Origin of the sequence: Levilactobacillus angrenensis (genome assembly GCF_003946085.1) — a bacterium.
GTDB lineage: Bacteria > Bacillota > Bacilli > Lactobacillales > Lactobacillaceae > Levilactobacillus > Levilactobacillus angrenensis.
The window spans coordinates 104,356-124,603 of the sequence record NZ_RHOB01000006.1; the positions used below are offsets into that span (position 1 = coordinate 104,356).

The following is a 20,248-nucleotide window of genomic DNA, read 5'->3' on the forward strand; positions in this document are numbered from 1 at the left end:
TCCAAAGTCGTCCCACGCTGTAGGCTGAGAAAGCACCTCAGCCAACACCGTCGACACAGCTGGTTCCACCTTGGCTGCCTCCGGCGAAGAGTGGCGATTATCAGCAATACTGTGTTAGTCAAAGACTAGTGGCGAAAACAACTGCTACCTGGGGCTAAACCAACCGTTACTAGCACGCACACTTGTAGCCGAGAGTCTGCCAAATATGGGTTCAGCCGTGGGAGTTGCCTTAGCGGTGCACTTCATGCCGCTTAGACAACTGGCGTCTTTGAGACGTGAACTGCGGCTCAAAGCGAGGCGTCGAGACCGCCCTTTGGCTCGACCCGTCCGCCCACCGCGTTCCAACCCATAGTTGGCGGACGGTAGGCGGCCAGTCCTCACTACGAAACTGTAAACGACTATTTTTACAACATAAGTCGCGTGGTGCCAATGTTTCTAGCTAATTTCCATCTTTCAACCTTCAGATTCCAGCAAAAAAGGTGTTCAACCAGTCAATTAAGACCGGCTGAACACCTTTTAGGCGTTAATTGTTAAATTAAAGTTACTTCAGTGGCTTCCATTGCCAGTTGTTAACTTCTGGCAAGTCAGTCCCGACTTCACGAATGTAGGCAGTGTGCTTTGCCACCATGTCGTCCATCCGTTGAATGAAGTAAGCACCCTTGACTGCGTAAGCTGGAATGTCACTAACAGCTTCCTTAGCCAGATCGAAACGATCCAATTGGTTAAGAACCCGCATGTCAAATGGCGTCGTGATGTCCCCGTTTTCACGGTAACCATGAACGTGAACGTTGTGGTTATGACGATCGAAGAAGAGATCCTTGATCAGGCCTTCGAAACCGTGGAAGGCAAAGATCACTGGCTTGTCCGTCGTGAATAACCGATCGAATTCTTCGTCGGAAATCCCGCGTGGATCCAGCTTAGGTGAACGCAACTTCAAGAGGTCAACCACGTTAATGAAGCGAATCTTCATTTCTGGGAATTCGTCATGCAATAAGGAAATTGCGGCTAAGGATTCCCAAGTTGGTTCAGTCCCAGCAGCTGCGAAGACGATATCTGGGTCTTGACCTTGGTCCGTTGAAGCCCAGTCAATGTAGCCCAACCCATTGTGAACCAGGTTAGTGGCTTCATCAATGGAGAACCATTGTGGACGTGGGTGCTTGGACGTTACGATCAAGTTGATCTTTTCCCGACTCCGGAAGGCCACGTCACCGACAGCTAACAAGGTGTTGGCATCGGCTGGCAGGTATTCACGGATAAATTCAGGCTTCTTTTCAGCCAAGTGCGTCAGCATACCTGGATCTTGGTGGGTGTACCCGTTGTGGTCTTGCTGGAAGACAGTCGAAGTGTCCACGAAGTTCAAGGATGGGTAATCATGACGCCATTCTTGTTCGGAAGCTTTACGCAACCACTTCATGTGTTGCGTCAACATGGAGTCAACGACCCGGCCAAATGATTCGTAAGTGGCGAAGTAGCCGTGACGACCAGTCAAAACGTAACCTTCCAACCAGCCTTCAGCTTGGTGTTCGGACAATTGTGAATCAATGATCCGGCCTTCGTGCGCCATGTTTTCATCATTTGGTTCATGAATGTCTTCCATCCATTGACGCTTACCGTAGTCCAACGCTGCGTACAGCCGGTTAGACTTGGTTTCATCAGGACCGAAGCCCCGGAACGTGTTTGGATTTAATTTCATAACATCGGCTAAGTACTTGCCCCAAACAATCATGTCTTGCGCAACCGTCTTGCCATGTTCAGTCGTGTCGACCGCATACTTCTTGTAGTCAGGCAGCTTCAATGGTTCTGGCTTGATCCCACCATTGGTGATTGGGTTCATTGCCATCCGTTGATCACCCTTAGGGGCCATGTCGCGGACTTCTTGCTTGATTGAGCCGTCTTCGTTAAAGAGTTCTTCTGGCTTGTAAGACTTCAACCAGTTGACCAGCATGTCGGCGTGTTCCATGTCACCAGCGGCAACAGGAATTGGGACTTGGTGGGCACGGAAGGAACCTTCGATAGGATTGCCATCTAAGTCTTCCTTAGGACCAGTCCAGCCCTTAGGCGAACGCACGATGATCATTGGCCATACTGGCAAGGAGTCATCATTGTTGTCGCGGGCTTTCTTTTGAATAGCCTTGATTTCAGGGATAACTTCGTCCATGGTCTTGGCCATGTCTTCGTGAGCCTTCATATGGTCAGAGCCATCGGTTTCAACGAAGTGTGGATCCCAGCCCATGCCTTGGAAGTACTTAGTTAAGTCTTCGTCAGACATCCGTGACAGGATGGTTGGGTTGGAAATCTTGAACCCATTCATGTTGATGATTGGCAGAACCGCACCATCTTTGATTGGGTTGATGAACTTGTCTGAGAACCATGAAGCAGCCAATGGGCCAGTTTCAGATTCCCCATCACCGATTTCAACAGCGGCGATGACGTCTGGGTTATCCAAGATAGCACCAGTACCGTGAGACAGACTGTAGCCTAATTCCCCACCTTCGTGGATAGAACCTGGCGTTTCGGGGGCAGCGTGAGAAGCCACACCACCTGGGAAGGAGAATTGCTTGAATAAGCGCTTCAAACCAGCTTCGTCTTGGGAAATGTTTGGATAAATTTCACTGTAGCTACCATCCAGGTACGAGTTAGAAACCATGACTTGGCCACCGTGACCGGAGCCTTCAATATAAAACATGTTCAGATTATACTTTAAAATTGCCCGGTTTAAGTGAGCGTAAATAAAGTTTTGAGAAACAATCGTTCCCCAGTGACCAATTGGCTTAATCTTTACATCGTCAGAGGTTAAGTCACGCTTCAATAATGGGTTGTCACGCAAAAATAATTGACCAACTGACAAGTAGTTTGCTGCACGCCAATACTTGTCAACGCCTTCCAAGTATGCCTTGGAGTCGAAGTCTGCATTTGCCATGTAAATAACACTCCTTCTTTGAATTCGTAACGACATTACCTAACTGCTAGATAACTTAGTAAAATTTATCCCTGATTTTTACCGGGATGCTTTTTACAAGTCCTATGATAGTCTGTTTAAAATAAAAGTCAACCTTTTTGACAATTGGACCGTATCAATTCTACAAGTTAGCGAACCAGCTTGTAAATCAGCGAAACGATTCCCTTAACCACACTACTCTAGGCCTGGCGTCAACAGGTATCCTCGCAGCCTGACGCCGGTAATCAGTGCCCATGGCGGGCTATCTCTACTGTATCAGTGGCCCTGCCGATTGACCAGCGATGACAGTCGGCCACGACGGCCACTGAACCTACCGAGTAAAATGGGGTGGCTATAAATCAGTTGACTGGAAAACATGCCCTAACCTAGCCATTTCCTATCTTTCAATTTTCAGTTGCAAAACAAAAAGCCTGAGATAAATTATCCCAGACCCACATGTGCTTCGCCGTTACTCTTCATCTAATGAGACAAAGGTGTTATAGTTCAAATATTGATAGTGGAGCCGCATGTTAGACACCTCAAATGGCGTGCCATCATCTAGGAAGAAGATGCCTTCCATGATGCCAACTGGCTCGACTGGCTTCAGGTGCAACAGCTCTTGATCCTCTGCCGTCGACGGCTGTGCCTGAATCGACATGAAGGATTTAGTGACGACTTTGTCTTGGCTTTCCAGATAGTTGAAAATGGAATCGGACACGGTCGCCTGCGTCAGATTCGGGGCAATCTTGATGGGAATGTAGCCAGTCTCAATCATAAATGGTTTGTCGTCAAACAGCCGCAACCGCTTGATTTCATAGACAAAATCACCGTCGTCCAAAAAGAGATCCTGCTGGATTTCCTTGCTGGCGGGGACCACGTTAAAGTTTAACAACCGAATGCCGGGAGTGTTGCCCGCCGACTTCATACTGTCAGTAATTCCTAAATTAGAGCCCTCATATTGAAAAATTGTCTGGTTTTTCATATATAATGGGTTAATGAACGTACCGGAACCGCGCTTCTTAAAAATCAATCCCTGATTGGCTAAAATGCTGAGGGCTCGTTTCACCGAGCTACGGCTGACACCGTAAGCTTCGCTGAGGCTCCGCTCGTCAGGTAGCCGTTTGTTGGGAAATTCATTTTGATGGATTCGTTTTTTTAAGTCCCGCATCACTTGTCGATAGACTAAATCTGCCATGATATCTCCTCATAACTCTGCAAATAAACTGCGCCACGTGTTGGGACTAACTACTACCCAACAATACTTCTCTGTGTTAGAGTATAACAGGTTTTACCGGCGGTGTCTTCTTTTATCGAAAAACAACCGGACCAGTTGGTTTTAAAGTGCGGTCCAATTTATTAATTTGAAAGGTGACTCTCATGTCTAAAAAGAAAAAAGGGAAACGACTCCACAAGACCCTAGTGGAACAGATTTTGGATAAAAATAAAATCGCGTATAAACAATTTGAATTTGCCACCCACACCAAGGGCGACGTCGCTCAGCTGGAGGTTGACCACCAAAGCGTGGATGAACACCACATTTATAAAACGCTGGTCCTCAGTGGTCCCACGACCGGCCCAGTCGTCGGCGTGTTGCCCATCGACGAGCACCTCGACGAAAAAAAGCTGGCTAAGGTCTCCGGCAACAAGAAGGTCGACATGGTTCCCCTCAAGGACCTGGTGAAGACGACTGGCTACGAGCACGGCGCCAACACCCCCGTTGGTATTTGGGAAAAGAACCATTTTCCAATTTACTTTGACAACACTGCACAAGAACAGGGCGACATCCTCGTTTCGTCGGGCCAAATTGGCCGGTCGGTAGAAGTCAACGCCAAAGACCTAGCTACTCTGGTCCACGGCACCTTCACCGACCTGCTGGAGTAACCGATGAACACCGACCTGGGGATAATCTTTAAAAACCTGGGCATCGTGGGGCTAGACCTGATCGTGATTCCCTTCGTGTTTGTGGCCCTGTTGACCTACTTGAATCGCGATACCAAACGGTTTTTGGCCAATGGTTTTGGCGTAAACAGCGAGCTGTATCTGGGGTTCATCGGGATTTTTTGCCACGAGCTCAGTCACCTGCTGGCGGCGCTGCTCTTTGGCCACCGCATCGAACAGGTCCGCTTGCTGAAACGGCCTCATCCCCAGCGGCGGGGGCGTGATGGTCAACCAGACCTGGCACTAGGCTACGTCAATCACACCTGGAATCAGCGTAACTGGTACCAAACGACCGGTAATTTATTCATTGGTGTGGCCCCGATTTTCGGCTGTGCCGCCGTTCTGCTGGGGTTGACGGCGCTGTTGATTCCCAGCTGGTTTCACGGGATGCTGGCTTTGATCGCCAACCCCTTTGCCCTCGACTGGACGGGCTTCTTTGCCGCTTTGGGCGGTGATTCCCATCCCTGGGTGCGCTGGCCCATTATGATTCTATTGTCGCTCAACCTCAGCATTGGTGGCTTCGACCTGAGTGCTGCGGACTTCGCCAATTCACGGATCGGCCTAATCGGCTTTATCACGATCGTGGTTGCCCTGACGGTGGGTCTCACGCTGTTCAATATTGCCAGCGGTTTCCTGCGGTTCCTCACCGCCGCCATTATTTTATTGGCGGTCGTGCTGGGGTACGCCCTACTGATTTCTTTGCTGACAAATTTGTTGGTGCGCTTGGCTTTACAAATTAAAGAACATTAAGTTTTGAGCCCGTGATTGGTTTTGGTCACGGGCTTTTTTGATGCACGAGAAAAAAGGCCAGGACAAACGCCCCCGCCTCTCATCACTACTTATCATTTTTCTGATAACGGAACACAATAAAGTAAAAGCCAAAATTAATGATACTCAACACAAAGATCAGGCCAAATGCCAGCTGGCTCCCCATTGCCGTTTCGTGGGCATAGGACAGGCCACTCACCTTGACTGATGACATCAGCGCGGCCAGAATCGTCGTCCTGACCGACCCAGCAAATTGTTGACCGGTGTTGTAAATGGCATTGGCGTCTGCCCGTTGGCTCATGTCGACTTCCTTGAGCCCATTGGTTAGCGTATTACTGAAGGCCATCGACCGACCAATACTGAAAACAATGTACATCACTGAAATCAAGACGATGCTGAGGTGCTGGCCAAACACGGTAAAAATCAGCGCAGAGAACAAAAACAGGCTGCTCCCCAGTAAGATAGGCAACCGCGCCCCGTGTTCGTCTAACAAATGCCCAAACCACGGCTGCAAGATCGCCGTGATCAGACTTCCTGGCAGGAGCATCAGGCCACCGAACAGCGACGTCGCCCCCACCACGATTTGCGCATAGTTTGGCAAGGCAAAGTTGATTCCAATATTGCAAAACTGCAGGACGAAGTAGGCAAAGAAACTGTAAGTGAAAACCGGATTTTTAAAAATTTCCAACTTCAATAATTGTTGCTCACTGTGTTTGGCTAACCAAATGTAGCCGAAAAGCGCCACCACGGCTAGCACCAAGCCACCGAGAAATTGCCAGCTCAATGCGCCGGCCGTAGATACGCTGTTGAGTCCCAAAGTAAAACTAATAAAGGCCACCGCCAACAAGAGAAATTGTCCCCAGTTGAATTTAACCTTTTGGACCGGTGAAAATTGCTTGATAGCACCGAACCCTAGCAATAAAATCAGGGCTTCAACGGGTAGCGTGGACCAGAAAATCATTCGCCAATCCGCCAAGTAGACCATGATGCCCCCAAATGTGGGGCCGCTCGCTGGCGCAATCATCAAAATCAGCCCAGCCATCCCCATGTAGAACCCTAACCGGGACCGCGGCACGCTTTCCACGACAATGTTAAACATCAATGGAATCGCTAACCCCGCACAGCCGGCCTGAATCAGTCGCCCAATCAATAAAATGGGAAAGTTAGTTGCGAGCGCACAGATTAAGTCGCCTAAAATAAACGCCGTGGCCGCCGCCACAAACAACTGGCGGTTGGTAAAGCGCTGCTTCAAAAAGGCGGATGTGATCATCAGCAGGGCCACCGTCAACAGGTACCCTGTCGTGATCCACTGCACCGTGTTCAAAGACACGTGCATTTGCGTCATCAGCGTGGGAAACGCCACGTTCATGGATGTTTCCACTAGAATTCCCAAGAACGCCATTAGGGCAATCGCAAAAATCGCAATCAGATTTCCCCGCGGCACCTTCTCGGGTTGGACAGTCGTTTGCATGTTATTCGCTTCTCTCTAAATTTAGCATTACTATCCATGATACGCATTTTTAGCGAGAAATGCACCAGCCAATTTTGATTAAAACGATTTCAATTGTAGAAAAAAAGCGGTCGCCTTAAGCTTCCGCATGCCATTCGGCCTTATACTCGGCCAAGTAGTCCAACATCACCTGTTGACGGTGCTCCGCGATTTGCTTAGCGGCCGTTGTATTCATCAGATCCTTTAACGTTAATAATTTTTCGTAGAAATGATTGATGATTGTCTCGTTATCAAGATTGCGATACTCGGCATGGGTCATTGCCGTGCGCGGTTGAACGGCCGGGTCATAAATCTTTTCACCAAAATGGCCACCGAAGTAGATTGCCCGGGCGATACCGATGGCGCCGATGGCATCGAGGCGATCAGCGTCTTGTACGATCTGACCTTCTAACGGCAGTGGCTTGGCGGTTCCGTCGAGCGTCTTGTGGTAGGACATGTTGTCCATGATCAAAAACACCGTGTCAATCTGCGCTACTGAAAAGCCCTGCGCCACCAAGAATTGCCGCACCTCGGCACTCGCTGCAGCGGTATCCGCCACTAATTTTTCATCAATGACATCGTGCAAATACGCTGCCGTGAGCGTCTCCAGATGGTCGACTTCTGGGTAAGACTGACTGATGCGGTCGGCCAACCTCACGACCCGTTGAATGTGATCGAAGCCGTGACCCGTCTCGTCATCCCCCATTTTGGCTTGGGAGAATTGGCGGACTGCTGCTAAAACTGTGGTCTCTGTCAAGATTTTTCCTCCTTGGTCGGCTGCGGATGGTCGCTAGTCGCCGGCACGCCCGCAAACCCGTAGAAAAACAAATGCATTAATTGATCGATGAGTCGCTGGTACTTTTCCGGTGCAATATTGGCCGTCGTAAAGTACGACACGTACATTTCCAAGTATAACAGTAATGCCTCGTCAGAAACATTAGGATTGATCATCCCCGCTGCCCGACCGCGGGCCACCACGGCATCCCAGAACTTCTTTTCGCCCGCCACGTAGGCTGCCTTGACCACATTACTGCCATTCTTGCCGCTCATCTCATCAATCACGAACTGGTAGAAGTCCGGGTGAATCTTATCGCTGAGTTTGACCTTATTGGCCATCATCGCCTTCACGATATCGGGGAATGGGACTTGGTCATCGTCGATCAGCTTTTGAAAGCTGGCATACCCCTGTGTGATCATCTCAATGACCACCTGGTGGCCCAACTCCAGCTTGCTATCAAAGTATTTATATAACGTGACTTGCGACACGCCGGCTGCCTGCGCGACGGTCTTCACGTGCGTGGGTTTAAACCCTTGCGTGCTAAACAGCTTGATTGCTGCGTCCAAAATACCCTGCCGTTGCTGGGCCTTACGTTCCCGATTGGTTGCCATCTACTTTCACCTTCCTCACCAATGCCCTGTTAGTCTTTATTCTATCATACCGCCAATCGTCGGTCGTTGGTATTTTAGTGAACTTTTTTGTAAAAATAGTTCACTTTTTCATTGACTTTACCTGACCGGGGGCTTACGATGTAATCGATTTTAAAACTGTGAGGAGGGGATTTTCTATGACAGATCCTGTACTGCAAATTAATCATCTACAAAAGAAGTTTGGTCATTTTCAAGCGCTCAAGGATATCACGTTTGACGTGCACTCGGGCGAAGTGTTTGGCTTTATTGGTCCCAATGGCGCGGGCAAATCTACGACGATTCGCGTGTTACTCGGCCTGATCCGGGCGACTGGGGGCACGGCCAGTATCTTTGGTCAAAATGTTTGGACCGACAGTGTCGCCATCCATCAACGCTTGGCCTACGTTCCGGGCGATGTCTACCTGTGGCCGAACCTCACTGGCGGAGAAATCATTGATCTCCTCCTCAAGATGAACGGCACGGCCCACTCTGCCAAAACTGACGACCTCATTCAGCAGTTTGGCTTAGATCCCACTAAGAAGGCACGGACCTACTCCAAAGGTAACCGGCAAAAAGTCGCTTTGATTGCTGCGTTTTCGCAGGACGCCGACTTTTACATCTTCGACGAACCGACCTCTGGCTTGGACCCGTTAAACGAACGAATCTTCCAAGATGCCGTCATGGCCCTGAAACAGCAAGGCAAGGCCGTCTTACTTTCCAGCCATATTCTCTCTGAAGTCGAGCGTATGTGTGACCGCATTGGTATCATTCGCGAAGGCCAAATCATTGAGACCGGTAGCTTAGCGGACATGCGCCACCTGACGCGAACCATGGTCACCGTCACGCTAGGCGATGACTTTGATGTCGCGACGCTTCCTGGTGTTCACGGTGTCGAAGCTGGCCATGCCCCCCACGAATGGCAATTTTCCGTCGAGGCCGAACACCTCAGTACGGTGATGGCCACGCTAGGGCAACACCACATCGCTGCGCTGCAAAGCACCCCGCCGACACTGGAAGACCTCTTCATGCACTACTACACGGGAAAGGAGTGAGTGCCATGACGCGCTATGGACGTACAGGACAATTGGTGCGCTTAAATTTCCGTCGCGACCGCTTCCGAATTCTCATGTGGATTCTGATTCTCGCCGCTCTCATGGCCAGTGTGGCCTGGAAGTTTGAGGGAATTTACGGCACACCACGGGAAATTAATGCCATTAAAGATACGCTAGCTAGCCCCGGCATCGTCGCCATGTTTGGTGCCTTTTCCTTTAAGGGACAGGTCACCACGGCCGAGATTTTTGCCAACGAAATGTTACTCTTCATGGCTCTGATCCAAGTCGTCATGAACCTGGCATTGAGCGTTCACGCGACCCGGGCCGAGGAAGATCTCGGCATCACCGAGCTGGTCCGCGCGCACGCTGTGGGGACCACTGCGCCACTGCTAGCCGCCACGATTGAATTGGTTATCGTCAACGGTCTCTTGGGCATTCTCTACAGCGTCGGGCTGATGGCCGCTAACATGCCGGGGGCCACCACTGAGGGTAACTGGCTCATCGGCCTAGGCTTGGCCACGACCGGTCTACTATTTGGGATACTCGGGCTACTCACCGCCCAGGTTGCCGACCACGCTCCAAGCGCGACTGGCCTCGCCTACGCGGTCTTTGGTATTAGCTATTTGGCCCGAATGATTACGGACGTCCAACATCCCCGGTTAACCTGGTGGTCGCCATTGGGCTGGGTCGAAAAACTCGCGCCCTACAACGATCCCCGTTGGTTGCCCGTCGGCTTGAGCTTACTACTGGCCTTCGTGCTCTTACAACTGGCGTTACTGGCCAATAGCCGCCGTGATATCGGGGCCGGGGCCATCACGACCCGTCCTGGCCGGGCGCAAGCTTCCGCGATGTTGCGGGGTCCCGCCACGCTGATTTGGCGGCGACAACGCAACGTTATCATCGCTTGGATCGTGGCAGTCATCATCTTTGGGGTGGCTTACGGCACGGTCTTCAACACGATTGGCGACATTCTCAAGACGAACCCGACGATGCAACAGGTCTTCGGCGCGGCTATGGTCCATGAGGCCAATCACAAGGTCCTATTGAGCTTCACGTCCCTGCTCGCCATCGTCATGGCCGCCGTCGCCATCATCCCCGGCATGCAGTTGATTTTAAAACTTCACACCGACGAGACGCGGGGCTGGTTAGAGGCCCTTTATGCGCGACCACTCAGTCGGACCCACGTCCTCTTCAGTTACGTGGGCATCGCCTTTGTTACCAGCACGCTTGCATTTATCGGCGGCCTGGCCGGCATCGTCGTGATGGGCGATGCTAGCCTGACTCACGTCAAGGACGGGATTAGCGCAACTGAATTTTGGCACGGCGTCGCGGCCCAACTCCCTGAGATCTGGGTCTTTCTCGCTCTAAGCGTCTTGCTGGTCGGCTGCTGGCCACGGTTGAAAACACTGAGCTGGTTATACCTAGCGTTGGGATTCATCAGCGTTTACATGGGGAGCTTACTGAAACTACCGGATTGGGTAAAAAATGTGACCCCCACTGGCTGGATGCCCCGCGTTCCCCAGCACGCCCTGGACTGGACGACTTTCAGTTGGATGGTCGTCCTCGCCGTGGTGTTGATCCTAATTGGCTGGTTGGGCTACCGGCGGCGTGATTTACAGATGAGCTAACTTTAAAGAAAAAACGAGGCTGGACGATTACGCTAGCCTCGTTTTTTCAGTTTACTTGATTTTTGACCAAGTTGCAACAGTTAACTATCCATAACGTTATCAACATTTTATCATCGCTTTATTTATCAAAACAACTGTCTGGACGCCATCATTTTTAGTTCAATTGGTTAACCCCTAAGCGACCAACTAAATTAATTAGATATCACTCGCAATTCGGCTAAACATCAGGTATGCTATAGATACGTTGGCTCCCCCAGCCATTTAGACGTAAACAAAACCGCACCCCCTCGGTTCAACCGAAGAGGTGCGGTTACGTTTATCCTCGACCGCTACTGCAGGACCACGTCATAGTGGTTGCCCGTAATGGCCGTCCCGCGGTCATGCACGACGCCCATGCCTAAGGGGGTCATGATCTTGGTGCCAAAGGGAATATTTGCGGGGGCCGCAACGACCCGATACCCATTGGGATCCAACCCGTTGGCGCTGATTTGCGTACCGTCAGCGGTCAGGCTACCTGAATAATACGTCCATTTATTGCCATTGAGATAGACGACGCCTTGCTGTTCAAACTGCGCGGCGGTAATCGTTGCCCCGGTGGCGTTGTTGCTAGTTGCGGAACTCGTGGTGCTGGTCGAATTGGCCGCCGGTGTGCTCAGACTGACGGTTGAAGCTGCGTAAGTGCTCGCTTGTGGTTGTTGGTATTGGGTGTTTTGCGCCGAACCGCGCAATGCGTGAGCACTGGCATTGACGCCGGAAAGACCGATGCCGGCGGCGAAAACCGCAACGGCGCTGAAGGTGGTAATAATTACTTTTCTAATCATCGAATGGTTCCTCCCTTTTGATTGACCCTAGCATACCGCCGCGATATCTCAACGTCGTTAGCAATACGTTACCACTCAATTAAAGAATGCCGGCTTTCATGACAAATTGTCACGGTCTTTACCTAACTGACATAGTGGTCAAGAAAGGGTTAAGCCCCCAATTAAGGTCCCCTTAACATGGTGATGCTACGGTATAATGAAGGCAACTTATCGGCTTTTTTGAGGAGGGTCCATCGATGCAATTACATTATGATTTACGCGGCCAAGGCAGTCCCATCGTCTTCATTCACGGTGCCGCCATCGACCACGACGCCATGGTTCAGTGGTTTGAGCCGCTCATGGCTGATCAGCCGCACACTCGGCTTTATCTCGACTTACCAGGCATGGGGCAAACGCCCGCCTTACCACCCGACCAAACGGACAGTAACCACGTCTTAGCCGCGATTCAAGAAACCATCCACGCCGTTTTGGGCACGCAGCCTTACACCATCGTCGGCTATTCCTACGGCGGCTACCTGGCGTTGGGTCTGGCTTTTCAGCAGCCCGAACGCGTACAGCGGCTCTTCTTGGTCTGCCCAACGCTCACCGGTGTCAAAAGTGAGCGTCACGTGGCGCCCCACCGGGTCATCACGACCACGCCAATTGATGTGACGACCAATGCGGACTACTTTGCCAACTATCAAAAGGTCACAGTCGTGCAAACGCCGGCGACCTGGCAAGCCTTTCAAACACAGGTCATTCCCGGCATCCGCCGCACTGATCTCGCCGCCTTACACCAGCTCCACCGCGACCACGGTCAACACTACCGCCTGACCTTTGAAACGGACCTCAAGGCCACCCGCTTTACCCAACCAATCACCCTGCTGTCCGGCCGCCATGATGTCACGATTGGGTACACCGACCATCTGGCTTTCATGGCCAACCAACCAAATGGCTCTCTGGGACTCCTCGCCGACGCCGGCCACAATCTGCCCATCGACCAGTACGGCATGATGGCTGCTTATTTCCAGCATTTTCTCACCACATTCGCCTAAAAAAAGTCTGGGACCAAAACATCCCAGACTTTTGTGCTCTTATTTAAATGGCCGAAACATCCGCCCTAAGGCAGCCAGTCTCGCTTTTATTTAGTCAACCGCGCGACATCCCGCACGATCATTAATTCTTCATTCGTTGGGACGACCAGCACTTGAACCTTACTGCCGTCGGGACTAACGATGTGTTCCTCGCCTCTGAAATCATTCTTGGCGGGGTCGATGGCGATGCCAAAGTAGTTCAGCTTGTCTGCCACGGCTTGGCGCATGTCCACACCGTTTTCACCGGAACCCGCCGTGAAGACGATGGCGTCGACACCACCTAATTCAGCGATGTAACTGCCGACGTAGCTCACGACCCGGTCGACAAACATCTGGAGTGCCAGCTTGGACTTGGGCCGTTCGTCTTGGGTCTTTTCCAAGTCCCGTTGGTCAGGTGACAGTTCGGAAATACCCAGCAGGCCAGACTTGTGATTCAAAATGTCGATCATTTCTGGCATGGTCTTGTGTAGCTTTTCAGCTAAGAAGGCCACCAGCGAAACGTCGATATCGCCGGACCGCGTGCCCATCATGACCCCCGCCAGCGGCGTAAAGCCCATGGACGTGTCCAGTGCGTGACCGTGGTCAAAGGCCGTGATGGACGACCCCGAACCCAGGTGCAACGTGATCAGCTTCAAATCGGCTAACGGCTTGCCTAAGATTTCAGCCGTCCGGTGGGCCACGTAGCGGTGACTGGTACCGTGGGCCCCGTATTTCCGGGCACCCAACTTATCATAATATTCATAAGGAATGCTGTACATATAGTTGACTGCTGGCATTTCCGTGTAAAGCGACGTGTCAAAGACCGCGACCTGCTTGGCCTCTGGCAAGAGTTGCTGGAAGACCTCAATATAGTAAGCCTGAACGGGATTATGTAATGGTGCGTAATCCTTGAGTTCCTTGATCTGCTTCAACACGATGGGCGTGATCACGGCGGAGTCCTTGAAGACTTCCCCGCCGGCAACGACCCGGTGGCCCACACCCGTGATTTCACTCAGGTGCTTAACGATGCCATAAGACTTCAGCCGCGTCAGTACCATGGCTGCCGCCAACTTATTGGTGATATTGTCCTGTGTATCAGTAATTTTCTTACCATTGGGTAGCTTGACCTTGAAAATGGACCCCGGTAGATTCAACCGGTCAACCATCCCTGAGGCAATCACCGTCTCCTCTGGCATGGAAAATAACTTCCACTTCAATGTTGAGCTTCCTGCGTTAATTGCTAATGTCTTTGCCATCGTCCTGATCCTCCCAATCATTTTCTCGGTTACTTCCCAGTTTAAATGATTTTGTAACCGCTTTCAAGAAAAGATTGGCTTTCTGTGAGAATTTTTAGGGTCGGCTTCCAGTCCCAGCATGCAAAAAAGCCACGACCGCAGCCGTGACTCATTTCATCATCTGATTAAATTAGCTAGAACCAGCCATACCCCAACCAATGACGCTTGGCTTTGACCCAAGAACCGTAGCGGTTGTGCGCATAACGATCCGCGGTCTTTTCTTGGTTGGCTTTACTGTAGTCACCCTTCAACATGGAAATGGTCAGTTGGTACTTACCATAGTACCGACCGTTTCTGGCGCGGTAATTGCCACCAGATTCCTTGACGGCGATCCAGGCCTTGGCCCGCTTTTCTTTCTTGGACAGCGTGCTCGTGTAGGTCACACTGGCTTCGGCCGTCGTTGCGGGGGTGATGACTGAGGACACACTAGGAAGGGCCATTGCAATGACCATCACGATTAACATGAAAACGGTTTTTACTTTCAACAACGAGCCCTCCTAATGAATTTGTTAAGAATATCATAACGTTTTTAAGTTACAGCCAGATTGTCCGTATGTTACAAACTTGTAACGGGGTCCACCATTTCTGGTAACCTGGTGTAACAATATGTCGCTACGGCCCGGTCTAGACACGAAAAAGGATGGCCAGCAATCTTTCACTGGACCATCCATTTTTCTAAGATTTATTTGGTTAAACTGGTTTAGTACCAGCCGTTTGCTTGCCAGAAAGACTTGGCAGCAGACCATGAGCCATAACGGGAAGCAACATATGAGTTCGCAACCTTTTCTTGGTTAGCGGCTGAGTAGTCACCGTTCAGGTAAGACTTGCTCAATTGGTACTTACCGTAGTAGTTACCGTTCGTAGCGGTGTAAGAGCCACCAGATTCCTTGTTGGCAATCCAAGCCTTCGCTGAAGAGCTAGAGCCACTCGTGGACGTCGATGCCGTAGAAGCGTTGCTAGTCGTCCCAGTTGAGGTGCTGGCCTGGTTGCTGTACGTGTTCGTGTTAGTATTGGCCGTGTTAGCCGTGTAGTTCGTGTTATTAGTCGTTTGCGTCGTGGATTGGCTAGGCGTCGTCGTAGCGCTAGTCGTAGTCGTTGAGGCACTCGTGGCGTTAGGAATCTCTAAGGATTCGCCCACATAAATCAAGTTAACATTCTTTAAGTTGTTGGCTTGTTCGATAGCAGAAATGCTGGAGTTGTATTGGTTAGCGATTTTAGCAACCGTGTCTCCCGACTTCACCGTTACCCGGACGTCGGCGTTAGCGGAAGTAGTCCCGGCGAAGATGCCGGCACCTAAGATGGCTGCAGTTCCTAAAGTAGTGATGAAAGCTTTTTTGATATTCATATAAATGAATGTCCTCCTTTTGATTAGTGAATCTGTCTATCAATTACTTAACGAGACCTATCATAACCCGCGGAGGTTACACCGCGATTGTTCCTGAGTTACACCCACGTTAAGAAATACTAGCTTAAATGACAAAGCGTAATGTGGTTAATCCGGTTGCAACATTAACCGGGTTTTCGGTTCTTACGTTGCACGGGTGTGACGGCAACCACGGTACTGCAACGTTGCTCGCAAATAGAATCTGGCTGACAACGTTTTGTGGCGCGGATTATAATCTAAAGGTTGAAAGCCGAAAGTCAGCTAGAAGCATTAGCCTCACACGACTTCTCGCGTTAAGCCTAGTCGTTTACAACTTTATAGTTCGATCTGGCCGCCTACCGTCCGCCAACTATGGGTTGGGACGCGGTGGGCGGACCTGAAGACCGCTCCTCAGGCTGGAGGTGTTCCCCGTAGCAGGCGGAACCCTGGCCGACGTAGGTCTTGGTTTCACTAGTTTTAGTGGACAGAACACTGTCGTTCCGGGAACTACCGCTTTGATGTTACTTTCAATCTTTAGTTGGCCAACAAAAAACGCCCGCGGACCTGCATCCGGGGGCGTTACTTGATTTTAAACGTAAATTAGTTGGCTTATCTAAAAGTTGGTAGGTTTAGTACCAGCCGTTTGCTTGCCAGAAAGATTGGGCAGCAGACCATGAGCCGTAACGGGAAGCGACGTATGAGTTCGCAACCTTTTCTTGGTTAGCAGCTGAGTAGTCACCGTTCAAGTAAGAAGAGCTCAGTTGGTACTTACCAATGTATTGGCCGTTAGTAGCTGAGTATGAACCGCCAGATTCCTTGTTAGCGATCCAAGCTTTGGCACTAGCTTCGGAACCAGACACACCAGTTGAAGCAGAGTTGCTGCTTGATTGGGTGTTGTTGGTCGTCGTTGCTTGGTTAGTGGTTGCTTGACTAGTCGTGGATTGGCTAGCTTGGTTGTTCGTAGACGTGTAGTTTTGGCTAGCAACGCTAGAACTGTTAGTCGTCGCCGTCTTCGTGCTGGTTGGCACGTTCAAGGTTTGACCCACGTAGATCAAGTTGCTGTTGCTCAAACTGTTGGCACTTTCGATGGCACTAACGGATGAACCGTATTGGTTAGCTAATGACCAAACAGAATCCCCCTGCTTGACCGTAACATTAGTGTCGGCGTTGGCCGTGACGTTGGTGGCGAACAGGCCGGCACCGACAACGGCAACCGTACCCAAAGTATTAACTAAAGCTTTTTTGATATTCATGATAAATGAATGTCCTCCTTTGTTTGCTTAACGGGTATTAGAATAACTGATGGTTGTGTCAGTTAGGTTGGGGTTACGTTACGCCCGCATTAAGAAAAATATTACAGTATGACAATCTGTAATATTTGTAACGGGTTTGTTATATAAAACGCTTTTCTAGCCCAATTTTTACCCATTTTGGCGCAAACGACCGGGATTTTTCGGTGCTTTTTGCACGAAAAATCCCGAAAAACTTGTCATTTTTCATGAAAATTTGATGAAAATCAGCCGAATTTGCGCGGATTTTATGGTTGCAATCGTTAATAGTTAAGTAAAATCGGCCGAAATTTCTGTCGATTTTGCCTAAAACCACCAATGATTAGCTTGCCCAATGCTCAGCCCCCATCATCATTTACGCTTAATTACCGCTATAATATAGTAGAAACCGGCATTTTTCAGGGGACCAATCCCCACTGAACCCACGCCAGTAGCCGGATTGACCCATTAACTCACCCGAAATCACCACAAGAAAAACTAGGCCAGCCTCCCCGGGTAAAGGGAAACTGACCTAGTTTTAACGAGAGTTGGGCTATGAATACTAGCGAGATGCGTTATTTTTCAACGTTCTTCCCGTCGTATTCGTCAATCATAATTTGTTTCAGTTCAGAAACAAGTGGTTCACGTGGGTTAGCGGTCGTGCATTGATCTTCGAAGGCCAATTCGGCTAATTTGTCGACGGCCTTGTCGAAGTGCGCCTTGTCGACCCCGTTGGCCTTCAGGCTCAGCGTAACGCCGACTGAGTGAGCCAAGTCGATGATCTTGTTGACCAAGGCTTCCTTCAATTCTTCCTTCGTCGTGCCTGGTAAGCCCAGGTAACGGGCAATTTGGGCGTAGTCTTCGTCGGCCCGGAAGTATTCGTACTTCGGCCACATGGTCAACTTGGAAGGTTCCTTGAAGTTGTAGCGAATGACGTGTGGCAAGGTGATGGCGATGGCCAAACCATGAGGTAAGCCAAATTCCCCACCCAGTTTGTGGGCAATCGAGTGGTCGACCCCGAGGAAGGCGTTGGCGAAGGCCATGCCGGCTAAGGTCGAAGCGTTATGCATTTCTTCGCGCGCCGTGATATCGCCGTTGTAGGAATTGGTCAGGTTGTCCATGACCAACTTGATGGCTTGCAGCGACCATGGCCGCGTGTAGTCGGAAGCCATGTTGGATACGTAGGATTCGATGGCGTGGGTCAAGACGTCCAGTCCAGAGTAAGCCACCGTCTTCTTTGGCACCGTTTCGATAAATTGTGAATCCACGATAGCCACGTCTGGTGTCAATGCATAGTCAGCCAGTGGGTACTTCACGTGGGTCTTGGAATCCGTGATCACGGAGAATGGTGTCACTTCAGAACCAGTCCCAGAGGTCGTTGGAATGGCCACGAATTGGGCCTTGTGTGGCTTGTTGAACTTGTAAGCCCGCTTCCGAATATCCAGGAATTTTTGCTTAGCACCAAAGAAGCTGGCTTCTGGGTCTTCGTAGAATAACCACATGTTCTTGGCAGCATCCATTGCGGAGCCCCCACCTAAAGCCACGATCGTATCTGGCTTGAACATCCGCATTTGCGTGACCCCACGGTTGACCGTATCAGTCGTTGGATCAGGTTCAACGTCGGAGAACAGGGAGTATTCGATGCCGTTTGGTTGGCGTTTCAATTCATTCAAAACCGTGTCGACGTAACCTAACTCAACCATGGCTGGGTCGGTCACTAAGAAGACGCGCTTGATGCCAGGCATGTCGTCCAGGTAACGGACAGAAGTCTTTTCAAAGTAAACTCGAGGTAATTTAATCCATTGCATATTATTTCGCCGCTTTGCAATCGTTTTGATGTTCAACAGGTCAAATGAGGAAACGTTGTGGGATACAGAGTTCTTACCCCATGAACCAGTCCCCAAGGTCAGTGATGGCACCATTTCGTTGTAGAGGTTCCCAATCCCACCAATGGCGGATGGCGTGTTGACCAAGACCCGGCTGGCCTTCATCTTGATGCCAAATTCCGTGGCCAAGTCATCGTTCATGGTGTGGATAGCCGCCGTGTGGCCCAGCCCGCCGAAGTGGAGCAGTTGGTCACAGAGGTCAAAGGCGTTGTCCTTGCTGGTAGCCTTGTACACAGAAATCATTGGGCAAAGTTTTTCTTGAGACAGTGGGAACTTAGGCCCCACCCCAGTGATTTCAGCAGCTAAGACCTTGGTCCCAGCAGGAATCTTGATGCCGGCAATGTCAGCGATCTTTTGCGCAGACATCCCGGGAACGGGTCCCTTAACGCCGCCTTCTGGCTTGAACATTGCTTCGGCTAAGGCCTTTTCGTCACTCTTCTTAATGAAGAAAACGCCCCGGTCTTGCATTTCTTTTTTAACTTCTGCATAGATTTCTTGATCGATGATGGCACTGTTTTCAGAAGCACAGACCATCCCGTTGTCAAACGTCTTGGACAACACAATGTCATATACGGCGCGCTTGATGTTGGCCGTCTTTTCAATGTAGGCAGGCCCGTTACCAGGACCGACCCCTAAGGCTGGCTTCCCAGTGGAGTACGCGGCTTTGACCATGCCGGGACCCCCAGTTGCCAAGACACTGGCAACCATGGGGTGGTTCATTAAGGCCGTCGTCGCTTCAATACTTGGGGTCTCGATCCAAGAGATGACCCCTTCAGGAGCACCAGCAGCAATGGCAGCGTCGCGAACGACTTTGGCCGCCATCACGGAAGACTTCTGAGCTTGGGGGTGGAAGGCGAAAATGATTGGGTTCCGCGTTTTCACAGCGATCAATGACTTGAACAGCGTCGTGGACGTTGGGTTCGTGACTGGCGTAACCCCAGCTAAGATACCCAGTGGTTCAGCCACCGTGATCAGTTGCCGTTCGTGGTCGTCTTTAATGATGCCCACCGTCTTGTCCTTCTTGATTGAGTGCCAAATTTCTTCGGTGGCGTACATGTTCTTGATGGCTTTGTCTTCCATCACACCCCGACCGGTTTCGTCAAAGGCCGCCTTGGCTAATTCCATATGGTGGTCCAGCCCGGCGATGGCCATTTGATGCACGATGTGGTCGACCTTGGCTTGGTCGAAATCGTCCATGGCGCACAGGGCGTCGTGGGCCTTAGCAGTTAAGCGGTCGATCATTTGATCAACAGTTTCATGGTTTTCTTGTTTTTTATTAGTAGTTTTCTCTTTCACGTCTTTTAACATGGTTATGCCTCCATCTTTGAAAACATCTTTGTTAA

At 50.5% G+C, this 20,248-nt stretch carries 16 protein-coding genes; 5 read left to right on the top strand and 11 right to left on the bottom strand.

Annotated elements, in window-relative coordinates; genetic code table 11:
- Positions 1-541 precede the first annotated feature (541 nt).
- On the bottom strand, positions 542-2,920 hold the full coding sequence (locus EKM83_RS04985) for a phosphoketolase family protein (protein ID WP_125575529.1): 2,379 nt from the start codon (positions 2,918-2,920) through the stop codon (positions 542-544).
- 487 nt (positions 2,921-3,407) lie between these two features.
- Positions 3,408-4,133 (bottom strand): GntR family transcriptional regulator, encoded by a 726-nt coding sequence (locus EKM83_RS04990; RefSeq protein ID WP_125575530.1) that lies wholly within the window; start codon positions 4,131-4,133, stop codon positions 3,408-3,410.
- 182 nt (positions 4,134-4,315) lie between these two features.
- On the opposite strand from EKM83_RS04990, the gene ybaK reads away from it, so the two are divergent.
- Together ybaK and EKM83_RS05000 are read left to right on the top strand one after the other, a co-directional pair.
- Positions 4,316-4,819, top strand: a complete 504-nt coding sequence (gene ybaK / locus EKM83_RS04995; RefSeq protein WP_125575531.1) for a Cys-tRNA(Pro) deacylase — start codon at positions 4,316-4,318, stop codon at positions 4,817-4,819.
- 3 nt (positions 4,820-4,822) lie between these two features.
- Positions 4,823-5,626 carry a hypothetical protein gene (locus EKM83_RS05000; protein ID WP_125575532.1) on the top strand — a complete coding sequence of 268 codons (804 nt, stop codon included), beginning with the start codon at positions 4,823-4,825 and terminating at the stop codon, positions 5,624-5,626.
- An 85-nt stretch (positions 5,627-5,711) separates the two neighbouring features.
- Here the strand turns inward: EKM83_RS05000 and EKM83_RS05005 are convergent, their stop codons facing one another.
- The 3 genes from EKM83_RS05005 to EKM83_RS05015 all read right to left on the bottom strand — a co-directional run bounded on the left by EKM83_RS05005 (position 5,712) and on the right by EKM83_RS05015 (position 8,522).
- Positions 5,712-7,115, bottom strand: coding sequence for an MFS transporter (locus tag EKM83_RS05005; RefSeq protein ID WP_125575533.1), 1,404 nt, complete (start codon positions 7,113-7,115; stop codon positions 5,712-5,714).
- A gap of 115 nt (positions 7,116-7,230) precedes the next feature.
- Positions 7,231-7,890 carry an HD domain-containing protein gene (locus tag EKM83_RS05010; RefSeq protein WP_225418622.1) on the bottom strand — a complete coding sequence of 220 codons (660 nt, stop codon included), beginning with the start codon at positions 7,888-7,890 and terminating at the stop codon, positions 7,231-7,233.
- Positions 7,887-8,522, bottom strand: a complete 636-nt coding sequence (locus EKM83_RS05015) for a TetR/AcrR family transcriptional regulator (protein ID WP_125575534.1) — start codon at positions 8,520-8,522, stop codon at positions 7,887-7,889. Before EKM83_RS05015 ends, EKM83_RS05010 begins: the two co-directional genes overlap by 4 nt.
- Before the next feature lie 176 nt (positions 8,523-8,698).
- Between EKM83_RS05015 and EKM83_RS05020 the strand changes: the two genes are divergently transcribed.
- Positions 8,699-9,592 carry an ABC transporter ATP-binding protein gene (locus EKM83_RS05020; protein ID WP_125575535.1) on the top strand — a complete coding sequence of 298 codons (894 nt, stop codon included), beginning with the start codon at positions 8,699-8,701 and terminating at the stop codon, positions 9,590-9,592.
- A gap of 5 nt (positions 9,593-9,597) precedes the next feature.
- Positions 9,598-11,220, top strand: a complete 1,623-nt coding sequence (locus tag EKM83_RS05025; RefSeq protein WP_125575536.1) for an ABC transporter permease — start codon at positions 9,598-9,600, stop codon at positions 11,218-11,220.
- A gap of 329 nt (positions 11,221-11,549) precedes the next feature.
- Here EKM83_RS05025 and EKM83_RS05030 read toward each other — a convergent pair whose 3' ends face one another.
- Positions 11,550-12,041, bottom strand: a complete 492-nt coding sequence (locus EKM83_RS05030) for a hypothetical protein (RefSeq protein WP_125575537.1) — start codon at positions 12,039-12,041, stop codon at positions 11,550-11,552.
- A 236-nt stretch (positions 12,042-12,277) separates the two neighbouring features.
- Between EKM83_RS05030 and EKM83_RS05035 the strand changes: the two genes are divergently transcribed.
- Positions 12,278-13,075, top strand: a complete 798-nt coding sequence (locus EKM83_RS05035; RefSeq protein ID WP_125575538.1) for an alpha/beta fold hydrolase — start codon at positions 12,278-12,280, stop codon at positions 13,073-13,075.
- Between the two features lie 86 nt (positions 13,076-13,161).
- Here the strand turns inward: EKM83_RS05035 and EKM83_RS05040 are convergent, their stop codons facing one another.
- The 5 genes from EKM83_RS05040 to adhE form a co-directional block, all read right to left on the bottom strand.
- Complete coding sequence (locus EKM83_RS05040) at positions 13,162-14,349, bottom strand: acetate/propionate family kinase (RefSeq protein WP_125575539.1); 1,188 nt, start codon at positions 14,347-14,349, stop codon at positions 13,162-13,164.
- 173 nt (positions 14,350-14,522) lie between these two features.
- On the bottom strand, positions 14,523-14,873 hold the full coding sequence (locus tag EKM83_RS05045; RefSeq protein ID WP_125575540.1) for an aggregation-promoting factor C-terminal-like domain-containing protein: 351 nt from the start codon (positions 14,871-14,873) through the stop codon (positions 14,523-14,525).
- Between the two features lie 215 nt (positions 14,874-15,088).
- The gene (gene apf / locus EKM83_RS05050; RefSeq protein WP_125575541.1) at positions 15,089-15,733 is read right to left on the bottom strand and encodes an aggregation-promoting factor; all 645 of its coding nucleotides are present in this window, start codon (positions 15,731-15,733) and stop codon (positions 15,089-15,091) included.
- A gap of 647 nt (positions 15,734-16,380) precedes the next feature.
- On the bottom strand, positions 16,381-17,004 hold the full coding sequence (gene apf, locus EKM83_RS05055) for an aggregation-promoting factor (protein WP_125575542.1): 624 nt from the start codon (positions 17,002-17,004) through the stop codon (positions 16,381-16,383).
- 590 nt (positions 17,005-17,594) lie between these two features.
- Positions 17,595-20,213: a bifunctional acetaldehyde-CoA/alcohol dehydrogenase gene (gene adhE / locus EKM83_RS05060; RefSeq protein ID WP_125575543.1), complete on the bottom strand. Its 2,619-nt coding sequence runs from the start codon at positions 20,211-20,213 to the stop codon at positions 17,595-17,597.
- Between the last annotated feature and the right edge of the window lie 35 nt (positions 20,214-20,248).

What these genes read in the sequence shown, in the direction of transcription:
- ybaK (WP_125575531.1), top strand. Translation starts at nt 4,316, where the DNA reads ATGTCTAAAAAGAAAAAAGGGAAACGACTCCACAAGACCCTAGTGGAA.
- EKM83_RS05020 (WP_125575535.1), top strand. Translation starts at nt 8,699, where the DNA reads ATGACAGATCCTGTACTGCAAATTAATCATCTACAAAAGAAGTTTGGT.
- EKM83_RS05040 (WP_125575539.1), bottom strand. Translation starts at nt 14,349, where the DNA reads ATGGCAAAGACATTAGCAATTAACGCAGGAAGCTCAACATTGAAGTGG.
- EKM83_RS05035 (WP_125575538.1), top strand. Translation starts at nt 12,278, where the DNA reads ATGCAATTACATTATGATTTACGCGGCCAAGGCAGTCCCATCGTCTTC.
- apf (WP_125575541.1), bottom strand. Translation starts at nt 15,733, where the DNA reads ATGAATATCAAAAAAGCTTTCATCACTACTTTAGGAACTGCAGCCATC.
- EKM83_RS04985 (WP_125575529.1), bottom strand. Translation starts at nt 2,920, where the DNA reads ATGGCAAATGCAGACTTCGACTCCAAGGCATACTTGGAAGGCGTTGAC.
- EKM83_RS04990 (WP_125575530.1), bottom strand. Translation starts at nt 4,133, where the DNA reads ATGGCAGATTTAGTCTATCGACAAGTGATGCGGGACTTAAAAAAACGA.
- EKM83_RS05025 (WP_125575536.1), top strand. Translation starts at nt 9,598, where the DNA reads ATGACGCGCTATGGACGTACAGGACAATTGGTGCGCTTAAATTTCCGT.
- EKM83_RS05005 (WP_125575533.1), bottom strand. Translation starts at nt 7,115, where the DNA reads ATGCAAACGACTGTCCAACCCGAGAAGGTGCCGCGGGGAAATCTGATT.
- EKM83_RS05000 (WP_125575532.1), top strand. Translation starts at nt 4,823, where the DNA reads ATGAACACCGACCTGGGGATAATCTTTAAAAACCTGGGCATCGTGGGG.
- EKM83_RS05030 (WP_125575537.1), bottom strand. Translation starts at nt 12,041, where the DNA reads ATGATTAGAAAAGTAATTATTACCACCTTCAGCGCCGTTGCGGTTTTC.
- EKM83_RS05015 (WP_125575534.1), bottom strand. Translation starts at nt 8,522, where the DNA reads ATGGCAACCAATCGGGAACGTAAGGCCCAGCAACGGCAGGGTATTTTG.
- apf (WP_125575542.1), bottom strand. Translation starts at nt 17,004, where the DNA reads ATGAATATCAAAAAAGCTTTAGTTAATACTTTGGGTACGGTTGCCGTT.
- adhE (WP_125575543.1), bottom strand. Translation starts at nt 20,213, where the DNA reads ATGTTAAAAGACGTGAAAGAGAAAACTACTAATAAAAAACAAGAAAAC.